Source organism: Streptosporangium sp. NPDC049644 (assembly GCF_040675205.1).
Taxonomy (GTDB): domain Bacteria; phylum Actinomycetota; class Actinomycetes; order Streptosporangiales; family Streptosporangiaceae; genus Streptosporangium; species Streptosporangium fukuiense.
The window spans coordinates 69,009-84,431 of record NZ_JBFAOJ010000018.1 but is presented as its reverse complement, the minus strand read 5'-3'; the positions used below and the strand labels follow the sequence as shown (position 1 = coordinate 84,431).

General features: G+C 71.3%; 3 protein-coding genes. All 3 read right to left on the bottom strand.

Annotated features, from left to right (window positions below; translation table 11 throughout):
• Positions 1-132 precede the first annotated feature (132 nt).
• From AB0J58_RS13685 to AB0J58_RS13675, 3 genes are read right to left on the bottom strand one after another with little or no spacing between them, the layout of a single operon-like run.
• Entirely contained in the window at positions 133-324 is a 192-nt protein-coding gene (locus AB0J58_RS13685) for an MbtH family NRPS accessory protein (protein ID WP_343964808.1), read from the bottom strand.
• A complete protein-coding gene (locus tag AB0J58_RS13680; protein ID WP_364214626.1) occupies positions 321-11,891 on the bottom strand; it encodes an amino acid adenylation domain-containing protein in 11,571 nt (3,856 codons plus the stop codon). The genes AB0J58_RS13685 and AB0J58_RS13680 overlap by 4 nt, the downstream gene beginning before the upstream one ends.
• An 11-nt stretch (positions 11,892-11,902) precedes the next feature.
• Positions 11,903-15,379, bottom strand: coding sequence for an amino acid adenylation domain-containing protein (locus AB0J58_RS13675; RefSeq protein WP_364214623.1), 3,477 nt, complete (start codon positions 15,377-15,379; stop codon positions 11,903-11,905).
• Positions 15,380-15,423 lie beyond the last annotated feature (44 nt).

Genomic DNA, 15,423 nt, shown 5'->3' with positions numbered 1-15,423 from the left:
AGGCCGAAACGGGTGAGGCTGGGCGGTCACAGACCCCGCCCAGCCTCACTGTCCGCGGCCGGTCGGCCGCCCCTTCACATCAGCCCCGCACCGTTCACCTGCCGCGGGGACGTGCCCGCGCGCGATGAGTGCTCATCCGCCGAGTTCGCCGCGGAGGCTCAGCGGGCGCATGTCGGTCCACTCGGTCTGGATGTAGGCCAGGCAGTCCTCCTTGGAACCGGTCTTCCCCACCTCGCGCCAGCCGTTGGGGATCGCCCGGCCGGCGGCCCAGATGGAGTACTGCTCCTCGTGGTTCACCACGACGGTGTAGAGGTCGGCGGTCATCGGGTGGCCCTCTCTTCTGCGGTGAGCCGGCGGTCGGCCAGCTCCTGGAGTACGTCCTTGTCGGTGATGATCTTCGCGTCGGGGATGACGTCCGGCAGGTCGTCTTCGAGGAAACGGACCGGCCGGTAGCGGTAGGCGGCGAGACCGAGCAGCACCGTGCAGACACCTGCGGCGATCATGAGAAACGCGATGCCCCGCCCGGGGTCGGCCGCGAGCGGCTCGAAGACGTGTTTCACGAGCGGTGCCGCCGACAGGAATCCGGCGGGCACCATCATCCAGCTGAACATCAGGGTGGTCGCGATCACCCTGCCCTGGAGTTCGAGCCCGACCTTGGCCTGGACGATGGAGAGCCAGTGCGTGTTGAGCACGGCGGTGGCCAGGCCCATGCCGAACAGGCCGAGAGCCGGGAAGACCGGGTGCGGCCAGAGCCCCATCACGGCCATCGACAGGCCGATCAGGACGATACTCCCGATGATGCCCGTGGTACGGCGGGGCAGGCCACCTGTCACGCTCATGAGAGCGCTGCCCACCAGCAGCCCCACACCGCTCGCGGCAAGGATCATGCCGAGCACCGCAGGGTCACCCAGTGACAGTGCGAGGGGGGTCGCCAGCAACTCGACCATCCCCATCATGAAGTTCAGCACGGCGGTGAAGCCGATGATGGCCATGAGGCCGTGCCGCCGTGAGATGTAACGCCAGCCGCCGAGGAGCTCCTTGCCGAACGACTCCTCCTTCTTGAGGAAGAGCGTGTCGGGGAAACGGACGCTGAGAGTGATCGTGACGGCGACCAGGAACGTGGCCAGGTCGATGAGAAGGATGCCCTGCAACCCGATGACGGCCGCGAGCGCGCCCCCCAGCAGGGGAGCCAGGGTCGTGCCGACGGCGCTGCCGATCTGGGTGATGCCGTTCGCCCTGCCGTAGTACCGCTTGGGCACGAGCTGGGTGACGGCGGCCAGGTAGGCAGGTTGCTGGAACGCGTTGGCACAGGCGCCGACGGTGACGGCGACGAAGATGTGCCAGAGTTCGAGATGGCCGAGCATGAAGAGGGCACCGAGGCCGAGGGTCGCCGAGGCGGCGAAGGTGTCGGCGAAGATCATGATCTTTCGCCGGTCCCAGCGGTCCGCCAGCGTTCCGGCGACCGGTGCCAGCACGACGGCGGGCAGCAGGGCCAGGACCGTGGTGAGCGCGAACAGTGAGATCGACCCGGACCGCTGGTAGACCCACAGACCCATGGCGAACGTGGTGAGTCCCGTGCCGACGACCGAGACGAGCTGCCCTGCCGCGACGAGGGCGAACGTCCGCAGACTCGGCCGCGCGGTCCGCGTCGGCGGGGTTCCGGTCCGGTCCTCCCGGGCCCGGCCGTTCTCCACGTGACCATCCGGGGCCTGTTCGTTCCCGCTCCGGCCGTCAGGCCGCTCCTGGTAGGAGGTGATGATCTCCACCAGCTCGGCCGCCTGGTGTTTCTGGAAGTAGTGACCGGCCCCCTCGATGACCTCCAGGGACACGGAGTCCGAGAACTCCTCCCACTCCTTGTAGCGTTCCTCGTACAGCTCGGTGGCCCGGTCGGCGGCTCCGATCACGGAGACGATCGGCGCCGCCAGCTTGCGGGCCCCGCCGTCCCGGTACCGGGCGGTGTAGTAGTCCTCACCGTTCTGGGTGTCCTTGAAGAACGCCCGCATCAGGAAGGCCCGCTCCTTCTCGTCGAGGGCCTCGGTGAAGAATCCCATGGCGCGCAGGAAGTCCAGCGTGGCGCGCTTGGAGGTGCGGCGCTCCGTCGGGAACATCCTGTGGAGCAGGTCGGCCAGCCTTCCCGGCAGGCGTGGCGTCGGGAAATGGCCTCCGATGAAGATCCGGACAAGGTCGATCCCCTCGGCCTCCAGCCGCTCGGCCAGCGCGACGGTCATCGCGCCCCCCATGCAGTGCCCGTAGAGGACGAGCGGGCCGGTGATCCGCTCCTTGATCTCCTCGACGCAGCGGCTCACCAGCTCGTCCATCGGGAGCATCGGTTCGTCCGGCCGGTTGACGTCGTGACCCGGGGGCTCCAGCGCGTACAGGGAGACGCCGGACGGGGCGGCGGCGGCGAGCGACCGGTAGGTGATGGCACCCGCGCCGGCGAACGGCAGGCAGACGAGCGTCAGGAGGGAGTCCCCCTTGGCACGGGGTGGCGTCAGCTCGTGGAAGAGCCTCGCGCTCCGTCCTCCGCTCTCCGGCGTGCTCCCCCCTCCGGCGTGCTCGGCGAACGAGCGGACGGTCGGGTTCTTGAAAAGGTCCAGCACACCTGCGGAAAGGCCGTTGCCCCGGACCGCACGGACGGCTTTGAAGGAGTCGCCGCCCAGGTCGAAGAAGTTGTCGTCGATCCCGAGACGTTCCACGCCCAGCACCTCCGCCCACTGCGTGGCCAGAGTCATCTCCAGCGGGGTCCTCGGCGCGACGTAGCCGCTCTCGTCGAAGGAGCGGGTACGGTCGGGAGCGGGCAGGGCCAGCCGGTCCACCTTGCCGTTCGGGGTGAGCGGGAAGTCCTCCATCGTCACGAACGCCGTGGGCACCATGTAGTCGGGCAGGTCACTGCGCAGGTAGGCCCGCCACTCACCGGCCCCGACCGGGTCCCGGCCGGGATGCGGCCGGAGGTAGGCGACGATCTCCTTGGCGCCGTCCTCCTCGCGGACGACCACCACCGCGTCGCGCACCGCGGGGTGTGCCAGCAGGTGGGTTTCGATCTCGCCCAGTTCGATGCGGAAGCCGCGCACCTTCACCTGCGCGTCATTGCGCCCGAGGAACTCGACGGTGCCGTCCGGACGGAATCGGGCGAGGTCCCCGGTGCGGTAGAGCCGCGCCCCCGGAACGGACCCGTAGGGATCGGGAACGAACCGGTCGGCGGTGACGTCGGGCTGCCCGAGATAGCCCCGGGCCACCCCCAGCCCGCCGATGTGAAGCTCGCCGACGGCACCGGCGGGCAGCAGCCGCATCTCGCGGTCGAGCACGTAGACCTGCGTGTTCGCGATCGGGTGGCCGATCGTGATGGGGCCGCCGTCCTCGCGGACCCGCGCCATGGTCGACCAGATCGTCGTTTCCGTCGGGCCGTACATGTTCCACAGCTCGCCGGTCCGGTCGAGCAGGTCGGCGGCCAGCGCGGCGGGCAGCGCCTCCCCTCCGGCCAGGGCCTTGAGCCCGGGCGCCCCCCGCCACCCCGACGACACCAGCAGGTGCCAGGTGGCGGGCGTGGCCTGCAGGAACGTCGCGTTCTCCGCGGTCATCAGGGCGGCCAGAAGCGTCGCGTCATATGCCTCGTCGCGGCTCGCGATCACCACCCGGGCGCCGGCGCAGAGCGGGAGGAACATCTCCAGGACCGAGATGTCGAAGGCGAAGGTCGTCACGGCCACGAGCGTGTCCGACGGTTTCAGCCCCGGCTCGCGCCCCATGGAGTGCAGGAAGTTGACGACGGTCGAGTGCGGGACGGCCACGCCCTTGGGGCGGCCGGTCGATCCCGAGGTGTAGAGGACATAGGCGAGGCTTGAGGCGGGAGCAGGCACCTCGGGTCTGTCGGCGCTCTCCAGCTCGGTGTCGGCGTCCAGCAGGACCGTCTGCCCGCCGTACCCGTCGTAGTCACCCAGGAGTCCCTCCTGGGTGATCAGGACCGCGGCCCCGGAGTGCTCCAGGATGTACGTCCGACGGTCGCGCGGGTACATCGGGTCGAGCGGTACGTACGCCCCGCCGGCCTTGAGCACGGCCAGCAGCGCCACCATCATCGTCTGCGAGCGTTCGACGGCCACCCCCACCAGCACGTCGGGGCCGACGCCGAGCGAGCGGAGACGGTGGGCCAGCCGGTTCGCCCGCCGGTCGAGCTGACGGTAGGTCAGCGAGAGCCCGTCGAAGGTGACCGCGACCGCCTCGGGGGTGCGGTCGGCCTGTCGCTCGACCAGTTCGTGGACCCGGCGGGCGGGCACCTGGTCGTCCGCCGAGGCGTTCCACTCGACGAGCTGTTCACGGCGTTCGGCGGGGGTCAGGAACTCGACGTCGGCGAGCCGGATCGAGGGGTCCGCGGCGAACGCCTCCAGCAGCGCCTCGAAGTGGCCGAGCATGCGCTCGACGGTGCGCTCCTCGAAGAGGTCGGTGTTGTACTCCAGGCGGCAGTCGAGCCCGCCGTTCACCTCGTAGACGTAGAGCGCCAGGTCGACCTGGGCGGCTCTCGCGTCGACGGGCAGTCGACGGGTCCGCAGCCCGTCCAGCCGCAGCTCGTCCGGGGGCAGGTTCATCAGGTTGAACATGACCTGGAAGAGAGGGTTCCTACTGGGGTCCCTGGGCAGGTTGAGCGCGTCGACCAGCCGCTCGAACGGGACGTCCTGGCGCGCGTACGCGTTCAGGGCCGTCTCGCGGACCTGGGGAAGGAGGTCATCGAACGACATCTGGCCGTCGAGCCGGGTACGCAGTACGAGCGTGTTCAGGAAACACCCGATCAGTTCCTCATGCTCGGATCGGGTGCGCCCGGCCACCGGCGAACCGACACAGATGTCGGACTGCCCGGTGTAGCGGTGCAGGAGTGTCTGCAACGCGCCGAGCAGCGTCATGTAGAGGGTCAGCCCGCGCTCCCTGCTGAGCCCGCGCAGCCGGTCCGCCAGATCCACGGAAAGCAGCCGGGCGGAGACCGCGCCGTCGAAGGTCTGCAGCGGCGGCCGGGGTTTGTCCGTCGGCAGTTCCAGAGCCGGCGGCGCGTCCGCCAGCTGCCGCCTCCAGTAGGCGAGATCGGGTTCCAGCACCTCCGTCAGCCGTTCACGCTGCCACAGCGTGTAGTCGCCGTAGCTCAGGGGCAGGTCGCCCAGCGGCGATTCGCGGTTCGCGGCGAACGCGTTGTAGAGGACGCCCAGTTCCCTGGCGATGATCCCGAGCGACCACCCGTCGGAGACGATGTGGTGCATCGACAGGGACAGGGCGTGGTGCGTCGGTCCCACCCGCAGCAGGGCGGCCTGGAACACCGGCCCCTCGACCAGGTCGAACCGGGTCCGCGCCAGCTCGGACGCGGCCTGTTCGGCGGCCGTCACATCGGGAACCTCGATCACCGGCAGCTCGACCGGGCCGGGCTCGGCGACCAGCTGGACCGGTTCCCCGTCGGGCGCGGGGAAGGTCGTACGAAGCGCCTCGTGCCGGTGAACGATCTCCTGTACGGCGGCGCGCAGGGCGCGCTCGTCCAGCTCGCCCTTCAGCTCCAGCGTCATGGCGATCGTGTACGCGCTCTGGTCGGGGTGCATCTGGTCCATGAACCAGATGCGCCGCTGCGCGAAGGAGAGCGGCAGGGGGCCGCCGTCCGGTTCCTCCGGAGCCTCACCCAGAGGTTCCCCGGAGGCACCCTCGGGACGCTCCCCGGTGACGGTCCCGGACTGCGGGAGCGTCGCGGCCAGACGGGCCACGGTGGGGTGCTCGAACACGGCCTCAATCGGGATCTCCACGCCGAGGACCGAGCGGAGTCTGGCCACGAGCTGGGTGGCCAGCAGCGAGTGACCGCCCAGCTCGAAGAAGTCGTCGTGGTCACCGATGGGGGTGATGCCGAAGAGCTCCTCCCACACCGCGGCGACGCGTGCCCGCATCGCGTCACCGGGCGCGGGTTCCGGCGAGGAGAGGGGGGAGCCGGGAGAGAGGCCGTCGACGGCCTCCTCCGCCGGCTGGGCGGGCATGCCCCGCCCCTGGACCCAGTGCCTCCTCCGCTCGAACGGGTAGGTGGGCAGGGGCACTCGCGGCCCGCCCATGGGAAAGCGGGCCCAGTCGACCGGCACGCCGGCGAGCCAGAGCCGGCCCACCCCGTCCAGCACGTGGGCGAGGTCGTCCGTGTCGTCGGCCGGATGCCGCATCAGCGTGACGACGGCGTTCGCCGGGGTCTTCGGCCCGTCCTCCTCCCGCCGGTCCGGCCGGCCGCCGTCCTTGTTCCGCAGGAACGTGGCGAGCGTACGGCCGGGTCCCACCTCGGCGACGGCGTGGCCCTCCTCCAGGAGGATCCGGGCGCAGTCGCCGAACCGCACGGTCTCCCGCAGGTGCCGCGCCCAGAAGGCCGGGTCGGTCGCCTCCTCGGCGGTGACCCACGATCCGGTGACGTTCGACAGGTAGGGGAGCCGGGGCGGCTGGAGGGACACCCGGCCCACCTCGGCGGCGAAGGCGTCCAGGACGGGGTCCAGCATCGAGGAGTGGAACGCGTGGGAGGTCCGCAGCTGCCGGCAGGTGACGCCGCGCCGCGACAGCCGCTCCTCGACCGCGGCGACGGCCGAGTGCGGGCCCGCCACCACGCAGAGCGCGGGCCCGTTGACCGCGGCCAGCGACAACTCCTCGTCCAGCAGCCAGCGCACCTCCGTCTCGGGCAGGGGCACGGCGAGCATGGCCCCCGAGGGCAGGTCCTGGACCAGGCGGCCTCTCGCGCTGACCAGTCTCAGCGCGTCCTCGACGGAGAAGACCCCGGCCAGGCAGGCGGCGACGTACTCGCCGATGCTGTGGCCCGCCATGGCCGCGGGCCGCACCCCCCACTCCATCAGGTGGCGGGCGAGGGCGTACTCGGTGACGAACAGGGCCGGCTGGGTCAGCCAGGTCTGCTGCAATGTCGAGCCGTCACCGGCGTAGAGGACGTCGCGCAGGTCCAGGCCGAGGTGCGGACGCAGGAACTCCGAGCAGAGGTCGACGGTCGCGCGGAACACGCCCTCCCGCCGGTACAGACCCGCGCCCATGGCCGGGTACTGGGACCCCTGCCCCGGGAAGACGAACGCCACGCCACGCGTCCGCCGGGCCGTTCCCGAGCGGAGCCGCTGGGCGTCCTTCGCGGTCAGGATCTCGACGGCGGCCTTGCGGTCGGCGGAGACCAGCGTCCGCCGGTGGTCCAGCTCGCGCCGTCCCAGCCGCAGCGTCGTGGCCGCGCTCGCGAGGCTCACCTCGGGGTGGTCGCGCAGGTGGTCGCCGAGCCGCTCGGTCACGGCGTCCAGAGCGGAGGGCGTCCTGGCGGACAGGACGAGAAGCTCCGGATCGTCGGCGGTGTCCCTGGGCGGGACCCGCGGCGCCTCCTCAAGGATGACGTGGGCGTTCGTACCGCCCATTCCGAACGAGCTGACCGCGGCCCGGCGGGGGCCGTCACCGGTGGGCCAGGCACGCGATTCGGTGTTGACGTAGAAGCGCGTGCCGTCGAAGTCGATCCTGGGGTTGGGCGCGCTGAAGTTGAGGCTCGCGGGCAGTGTGCCGTCCTTGAGCGCCATGACCGTCTTGATCAGTCCCGCGACGCCGGCGGCCGCGTCGGTGTGGCCGATGTTGGACTTCACCGAGCCGAGGGCGCAGGGCCGCGAGGTCTCCTCTCGCCCGTAGACCTGGGCCAGGGCGGCGACCTCGATCGGATCGCCGAGCGGCGTCGCCGTGCCGTGCGTCTCGATGTAGTCGATCGTGTCCGGGGAGACGCCGGCCACGGCCAGCGCCCGCTCGATCACCTCCGCCTGCCCGTCGACGGCGGGGGCGACGTAGCCCACCTTGCGCGCGCCGTCGTTGTTCACCGCGGAGCCGCGGATGACCGCGTGGATGACGTCGCCGTCGGCGATCGCGTCCTCAAGCCGCTTGAGCGCCACCACTCCGACGCCGCTGGAGCCGAACGTGCCCTGCGCGTCCACGTCGAACGGACGACAGTGGCCGTCCGGGGACTCGATGCCGCCCACCTGGTAGAGGTAACCGCGGCGCTGCGCCGCGTCGACCCTCGCCCCGCCGGCCAGCGCGATGTCGCACTCGCCCGACAGCAGGCTCGTTCCCGCGAGGTGGATCGCCACCAGCGAGGTCGAGCAGGCCGTGTTCACGCTGATGCTCGGACCGCGCAGGTTGAACTTGTAGGAGACACGGGTGGGCAGGAAGTCCTTCTCGGTGCTGAGCATCAGCTGGTACTCACCGACCGCGCGGACGACCTCGGGGGCTTGGAGGAGGTTGTCGGTCAGGTAGGTGCTCCTGCCCGAGCCGGCGAACACCCCGATCTGCCCGGAGTACCGGTGCGGGTCGTACCCCGCGTACTCCAGCGCCTCCCAGGAGCACTCCAGGAACAGGCGGTGCTGCGGGTCGAGGATCTCCGCCTCGCGGGGGGTGAGGTCGAAGAACCCCGCGTCGAACCGGTCGATGTCGGCGAGTACGGTGCCGGCCTTGACGTAGGCGGGGTCGCCGAGCAGGGCGGGGTCGCCGCCGTCGGAGAGGATCTCCTCGTCGGAGAAGGGCCGGACGGCCTCCACCCCGTCGTCGATGTTCCTCCAGAACTCCTCCGGCGTACGGGCGCCGGGGAAACGGCAGGCCATCCCGACGACGGCGATGGCGCCGCCGGAGGGCACGGCGGCCTTCACCGCCACGGTGGCCCTGGCGGGTTCCCCGGCGACGAGGAAGCCGGCCAGCGAGCGGATCGTGGGGTGGCGGAACAGATCGGTGACGGTGAGCCGGTCGCCGAACAGCTCCACCAGCTTCCCGTGTACGGCGAGCAGCAGCAGTGAGTGGCCGCCGACCTCGAAGAAGTTGTCGTGCGCCCCGACGTCGTCCCGGCCGAGCAGCGTTTTCCACACGCCCGCGACGATCCCCTCCACGTCCCCCTCCACGTCGCTGTCGCGCGCGGGCTCGGGGACCGGCCCGGAGGACGGGGCGGGCAGCGCGGCCCTGTCGACCTTGCCGTTCGCCGTCAGCGGCAGCGCGTCCAGGACGACGAACGCGGAGGGGACCATGTAGTCGGGCAGTTCGGCTCTGAGCGCCTCGCGCAGCGCGCCGACACCGCCCTGGTCACCGTCACCGTCGCCGTCGCCGGACTTCACGACATAGGCGACCAGGCGTCTGTCGCCGGGGGTGTCCTCTCTGAGCGCCACCGCCACGTCGGCGACGGCGGGCAGCCGCGTCATCACGGCCTCGATCTCGCCCAGCTCGACGCGGAACCCGCGCAGCTTCACCTGGGTGTCCTGCCGGCCGAGGTATTCCAGGTTGCCGTCGGCGCGGTAGCGGACGATGTCTCCCGTCCGGTACATGCGCTCGCCGCCCGACGTCGAGAACGGGTCGGGCAGGAACCGCTCGGCGGTCAGCCCCGGGCGGTTCAGGTAGCCGCGGGCGACGCCCGCCCCGCCGACGTGGAGTTCACCGGCCACCCCGACGGGGACCGGGTTCAGCAGGGGGTCGAGGACGTACAGCCTGGTGTTGGCGATGGGACGGCCGATCGGGACCGCCCCGGTGACCGGCGACCGCTCGGAGACCTCGTAGGTGGCGCATCCGACCGTGGTCTCCGTCGGACCGTACTCGTTGATCAGGCGGGTTTCCGGAGCGTGCCGGCGCCAGAACGCGATGTTCTCGGCGAGCAGGCTCTCCCCGCCGATCACGAAACTCCTGGTCCTCCCCGCGGCCTCGTGCGGCGGGAGCTGGTGTGCCACGACCTCCAGGTGAGCAGGGGTGATCTTCGTGAGGCCGTACGGCGCCCGCCTGGCCAGGAGCGCCTCGCCGAGCCCCTCGGCCCCCGCGTCCTCGGGCAGCAGGTGTACCGTGCCACCGGCGAGCAGCGGCACCAGCAGGCTCGTGACGGTCAGGTCGAACCCGACGGAGGAGTGGACCGGCGCGCCGCCGACGGGGACGTACTCATCGCGGGCCCAGGCCGCGTAGTTGGCGATGCCGCGATGCGTGACCATCACGCCCTTGGGCCGTCCGGTCGAGCCGGAGGTGTAGATGACGTAGGCCAGGTCGTCGTGGCCGGTCCCGCTCTCCCGCAACGGGGGCGCCCCGGAGCCGTCGAGCGTCTCCACCTCGACCACCCGGGCCGACGAGCCGGCGAACCGGTCGGCGAGCCGCCCCGAGGTCAGCAGCAGAGCCGCCTGCGTGTCGTCGAGCACGAAGGCCAGCCGGTCCCTCGGCTGTGCGGGGTCCAGCGGCACGTACGCCCCGCCCGCCTTGAGCACGGCGAGGAAGGCGACGGCGAACTCGACGGAGCGCTCCAGGCAGATCCCGACCAGGCCGCCGCGGCCGACCCCCAGCGCCTGGAGAGCCCGCGCCCACTCGTCGGAAGCGGCGTCGAGTTCCCGGTAGGTCAGCTCCCCGCCTTCGTCCACGACGGCCACGGCGTCCGGGACGGACCGGGCGCGCAGGGTGAACATCCGGTGGACGAGGTTCTCACCGATCGGCTGGTCGGTCTGGTTCCACCCGAGGAGAATCCGCTCGCGTTCCGCGGGCGACAGGATCGGCAGTTCCCAGACCGGCGTCGTCGCGTCGGCCACGACGGCGGCCAGGAGTGTGCCGAAGTGACGGCTGAGACCGCGGATGGAGACCTCGTCGAACAGGTCGGTGCTGTACTCGACGGACCCCTCGATGCCGTCCTCGCCGTCCCGCACGGCGAGTGTCAGATCGAACTTCGACGTCTCGCAGGGCACCTGGACGGGGGTGACGGTCAGCTCGTCCAGGTCCGGCCGGGACTCGGCCCCCTGCTGGTAGATGAACATCATCTGGAAGAGCGGGCTGCGGCTGAGGTGACGTTCCGGGCGCAGCGCCTCGACCAGCTTCTCGAAGGGCAGGCCCTGGTTGGCGTGCGCGTCCAGCATCGCCTCGCGCACGCGCGCCACGACCGCCGCGAAGGAGGGGTTCCCTGAGACGTCCGTACGGATCACCACGGTGTTGGTGAGGAACCCGATGAGACCTTCCAGCTCCGCGCGGTCGCGGTTGGCGATAGGGGTGCCGACGACGATGTCGGTGTGCCCGGTGTAGCGGGCCAGCAGGATCTGGAAGGCGGCCAGCAGCACCATGGCCGGGGTGGCGCCCAGGCCGCGGCAGAAAGCGTGGAACTCCTCCGCCGGCCCTTCGACGCGGAACGGCAGCGACCTGCCCTCGAACGACTGCGCCGGCGGGCGCGGCCGGTCGGGGAGGAGCTCCAGCACCTGGGGGGCGCCTTCGAGGGCCCGCCGCCAGTGGGAGAGCTGGGCGTCGTACTCGGGGCCCGCCGACCACTCCCGCTGCCAGACCGCGAAGTCCGGGTACTGGATGGCCGGTTCGGGCAGTTCCACCGGCCGACCGGCGCGATGGGCCGTGTACAGCTCGCCCAGCTCGCGGTTGAACACCTCAAGCGACCAGTCGTCGGCGACGGCGTGGTGGAAGGTCAGCAGCAGGACGTGCTCCTCGGGACCGCGCCGCAACAGCCGCCCGCGCAGCAGCGGCCCGCGGCACAGGTCCATCGGCTCCGCGGCCAGTGCCGCCAGCCGTGACCACAGCTCGTCCTCGCCGTCGCAGTCGATGACGGGCAGGTCCAGGCGCAGGTCCGCCGCGATGAGCTGCACCGGCTCGGCACCGTCCATGGCGAAGGTCGTCCGCAGGCTCTCGTGCCGGGCGACCAGCTCGTTCAGCGCCTTGACCAGCGCCTCGTGGTCGAGCGGTCCCTGGAGCCGGTAGGCGACGGGCACCAGGTACAGGCTCGTGCCCGGCAGCATCCGGTCCAGGTACCAGAGCCGTTGCTGGGAGAACGACATCGGCGCCCGCTCCGACGGCTCGCGCCGGGGGATGCCGCCGGAGCGGGCCGGTAGCCGCCGCTCCCTTCTCAGCGCCTCCAGCAGCTCGCGTCGGCGAGGTGACAACTGATCACCGTTCACCTGGTGTCCCCGATCTCTCGCAGAATTACTTCCATGTCCTCGTCGGAGGAGGTGGCGACCACCAGGAACAGCTCGGCCGCCTCCTCCAGGCCGGGGCCGTGCTCGTCGAGCAGCGTCCTCGCCAGCGCGGCGACGGTGGGTCCCTCGAACAGGACCTTCAGCGGGACGTCGACGCCCAGCGCCTCCCGAAGGGCCGAGGCCGCGCGCGTGGCGAGGAGGGAGTGACCGCCCAGTGTGAAGAAGTCGTCGTGGAGCCCCACCTCCTCCGCCCCGAGGATCTCGCCCCAGCTCATGGCGATGACCTTCTCCAGTGCCGTCGCCGGGGCGACGAACACCTCGCTCCCCGGCACGGGTGCGGGGTGGGCGCCCTCGAACTCGACCGCCGTGTGCGGGCAGGCGTCGGCGGGCTCCGCACGGGGGCCGCGCAGCTGCTCGGTCCCCGCCGGCGGAAGCTCGGAGATCCGGCGGAGCGGGTCCTCGGCCACCCCCCGCAACACCTCCTCGTAGTGCGCGAGGAACAGCTCCATCGTCTCGGCGTCGAACAGGTCGGTGCTGTACTCGACGGTCAGCACGGGACCGTCCGGCGGGAAGTCGACGGACGTCAGCAGGTCGAACTTGGCGCAGCCGTTGTCGATCTCCCCGTTCATCGCGACGCGGATTCCGGCGGCGTGCGCGGCGGGCACCTCCTGCTGCATCACGAACACGACCTGGAGGAGCGGGTTGTGGACGGCTCCCCCGCCGAGGCCGAGGCTCTCGACGATCCGCTCGAAGGGGACGTCGGCGTTGGCCGACGCGTCGAGAGCCGTCCGCCGCACCTCGCGGAGCAGGTCGGCGAACAAGGGGTCCCCCGGCAGGTCGACTCTGAGGGGAAGCGTGTTCGTGAAGAAGCCGACCAGCCGTTCCGCCTCCGGGTGGTCACGTCCCGCGACGGGCACCCCCACCACGATGTCCTGCCGGCCCGTGTAGCGGCGGAGCAGCACCTGGAAGGCGGCGAACATCACCATGAACAGGCTGGCCCGCGCCTCCACGCCCACCGACTCCAGGGCGGGGACGAGCCCGGCGGGCAGCGGACGGCGAAGCTTCGTGCCGCGGTGGCTCCTGGCCGGGGAACGAGGGCGGTCGTAGGGCAGTTCCAGGGAGTCGGGCAGTCGCGCCAGGCGCCCGCCCCAGAACACCAGCTGTTCCTCGGCGACGCTCCGCAGCCGCCCCGACGACCAGGCGGTGAGGTCGGCGTAGCGGGCGGTGAGCGTGGGCAGTACCGGGGGACGCCCGGTGACGAACGCCTCGTACAGCTCGCCCAGCTCGGCGAGGAGGACGTTCGTCGACCAGCCGTCGAACGCGATGTGGTGCACGGTCAGCAGGAGCTCGTGACGGTCGTCGGCGAGCCGCAGGAGCAGCCCCCGCAGCAGCGAGCCGGTACGGAGGTCGAAGGGGGCCCGGGCGTCGGCGTCGACGAGTTCGGCCCGCCGCTCGCCCGGGAGCCCGCGCAGGTCGGCGGTGACGAAGGGAACGGGCCGCCAGGCGGCCACGTGCTGGGCGGGCAGGCCCGCCCGCTCGTCGTAGCGGGTGCGCAGGGGTTCGTGCCGCCTGACGATCTCGTTCACCGCGCGTTCGAGCGCGGCGGCGTCCAGATCGCCGTCGATCGTGTAGGAGACCGGCACGTTGTAGAGAGCGCTGCCGGGAGTCAGGCGGTCGATGAACCACAGCCGCTGCTGTGCGGGCGAGAGCGGCGACCACTCGCTCACCGAGCCGGGGACGAGAGGCCGCGACGCTTCCTTCACTCCGCCGTCGATCTCCCGGGCGACGGCCGCGACGGTGGGATGCTCGAAGAAGATCCTCGACTGGACCGGCCTGCGCAGGGCCTCCTCCAGTTGCGCGGCCATCCGTATCGCGGCGAGCGAGTGACCTCCCAGCGCGAAGAAGTCGTCGTGGACGCCGACCCGCTCCAGGTCGAAGACGCGCCGCCACGCCTCGGCGACGGCCGCTTCGGTGGGCGTCCGGGGTGACGTCGAGTCACGGATCGCGTCGGCGGCCTGGACCGAGGGCAGCGCTCGGCGGTCGATCTTCCCGTTGAGGGTGAGCGGCATCTCCGCGAGCGGGACGAAGCGCGCGGGAACCATGTACTCGGGGAGCTTGGCACCGAGAAACACCCGCAACTCCTCGACCGTCCCGCCGCTCATGACGACGTAGGCGACGAGCTGGTCCTGCTGGAGGAGCACCGCGGCGGACCGCACGTGGGGGTGCCGGCCGAGCACCACCTCGATCTCGCCGAGCTCGATCCGGTAACCCCGGAGTTTCACCTGGTGGTCGGCGCGGCCGATGAAATCAAGCCGGCCGTCGGGCCTGATCCTGGCGAAGTCCCCCGTTTTGTAGAGCCGCGCGCCCGCCGACCCACCGAACGGGTCCGGGACGAAGGCCTCGGCCGTCAGCTCGGGACGCCCCAGGTAGCCTCTGGCCACTCCGGCTCCGCCGATGTAGATCTCGCCGGTCTCGCCGGACGCCACCGGTTCGAGGCGCTCGTCGAGCAGATGGACGTCCGCGCCGTCGATGACCTCGCCGATCGAGGGCGCGCCGGTGTCCTCGGCATGGCCGGGCACCTCGGCGACGGTGGTGATGATCGAGCATTCCGTGGGCCCGTAGGTGTTCACCAGGCGGAAGGGAAGCCCCGAGGGCGGGTGGCGGGTGAGGCGATCCCCACCGGCGAACATGATCCGGAGCTTCGTCGCAGGCGGCCAGTCGAGGTCGACAAGGGCCTCGACGACGGGCGTGGGGAAGAAGCACGCGGTGATCTCCTGTGCCACGACCCAGTCGCGCAGGGCGGTGAGGGAACCCCGGGTGTCCGCGTCCGGTATCGCGATGCTCGCCCCTGCCGTCAGGTATGTCCAGATCTCCCAGACGCTGGCGTCGAATGCCGGGCCCGCGATGAGCGCGGTCCGGTCCCGCGCCGTGGTGCCGTACTCCCGGTGATGCCATCGCACCAGGTTGAGCAGCCCGCCGTGCGGTACCAGGACCCCCTTCGGGCGCCCGGTCGAACCGGACGTGTAAATGGTGTAGGCGAGCCTGTCGAGGTGTGCCCGAGCGGTCTCCCCGCCGTCGAGGTCCTCGCCGTCGAGGTCCTCCCCATCGAGGTCCTCGACGAGGACCAGGGGAGGAGTGTCGGGGTGCGTCAGTCGCGCCGACCAGTTCGAGTCGGTCACCACGGCGACGACCCGGGCGTCGTCCAACATGGTGTGGAGGCGCTCGGCCGGAGCCGCCGGATCGAGCGGTACGAAGGCGGAGCCCGTCTTCAACGCGGCGAGCTGGGCCGCGACGAGGGCCACGGAGCGATCCGCGAGAACCCCGACGAGAGACTCCGGCCCCGCCCCGAGCCCGGCGATCCGCTTCGCCAACCGAGTCGACAGGGCGTCCAGTGCCTGGTAGGTGAGAACGCCGTCCGACGTGATCAGCGCGATCGCCTGGGGCGCGGCTCGCACGCGCTCCTGAAACAGATGCAGGACGGTCAGGGGGGACTGCGGTG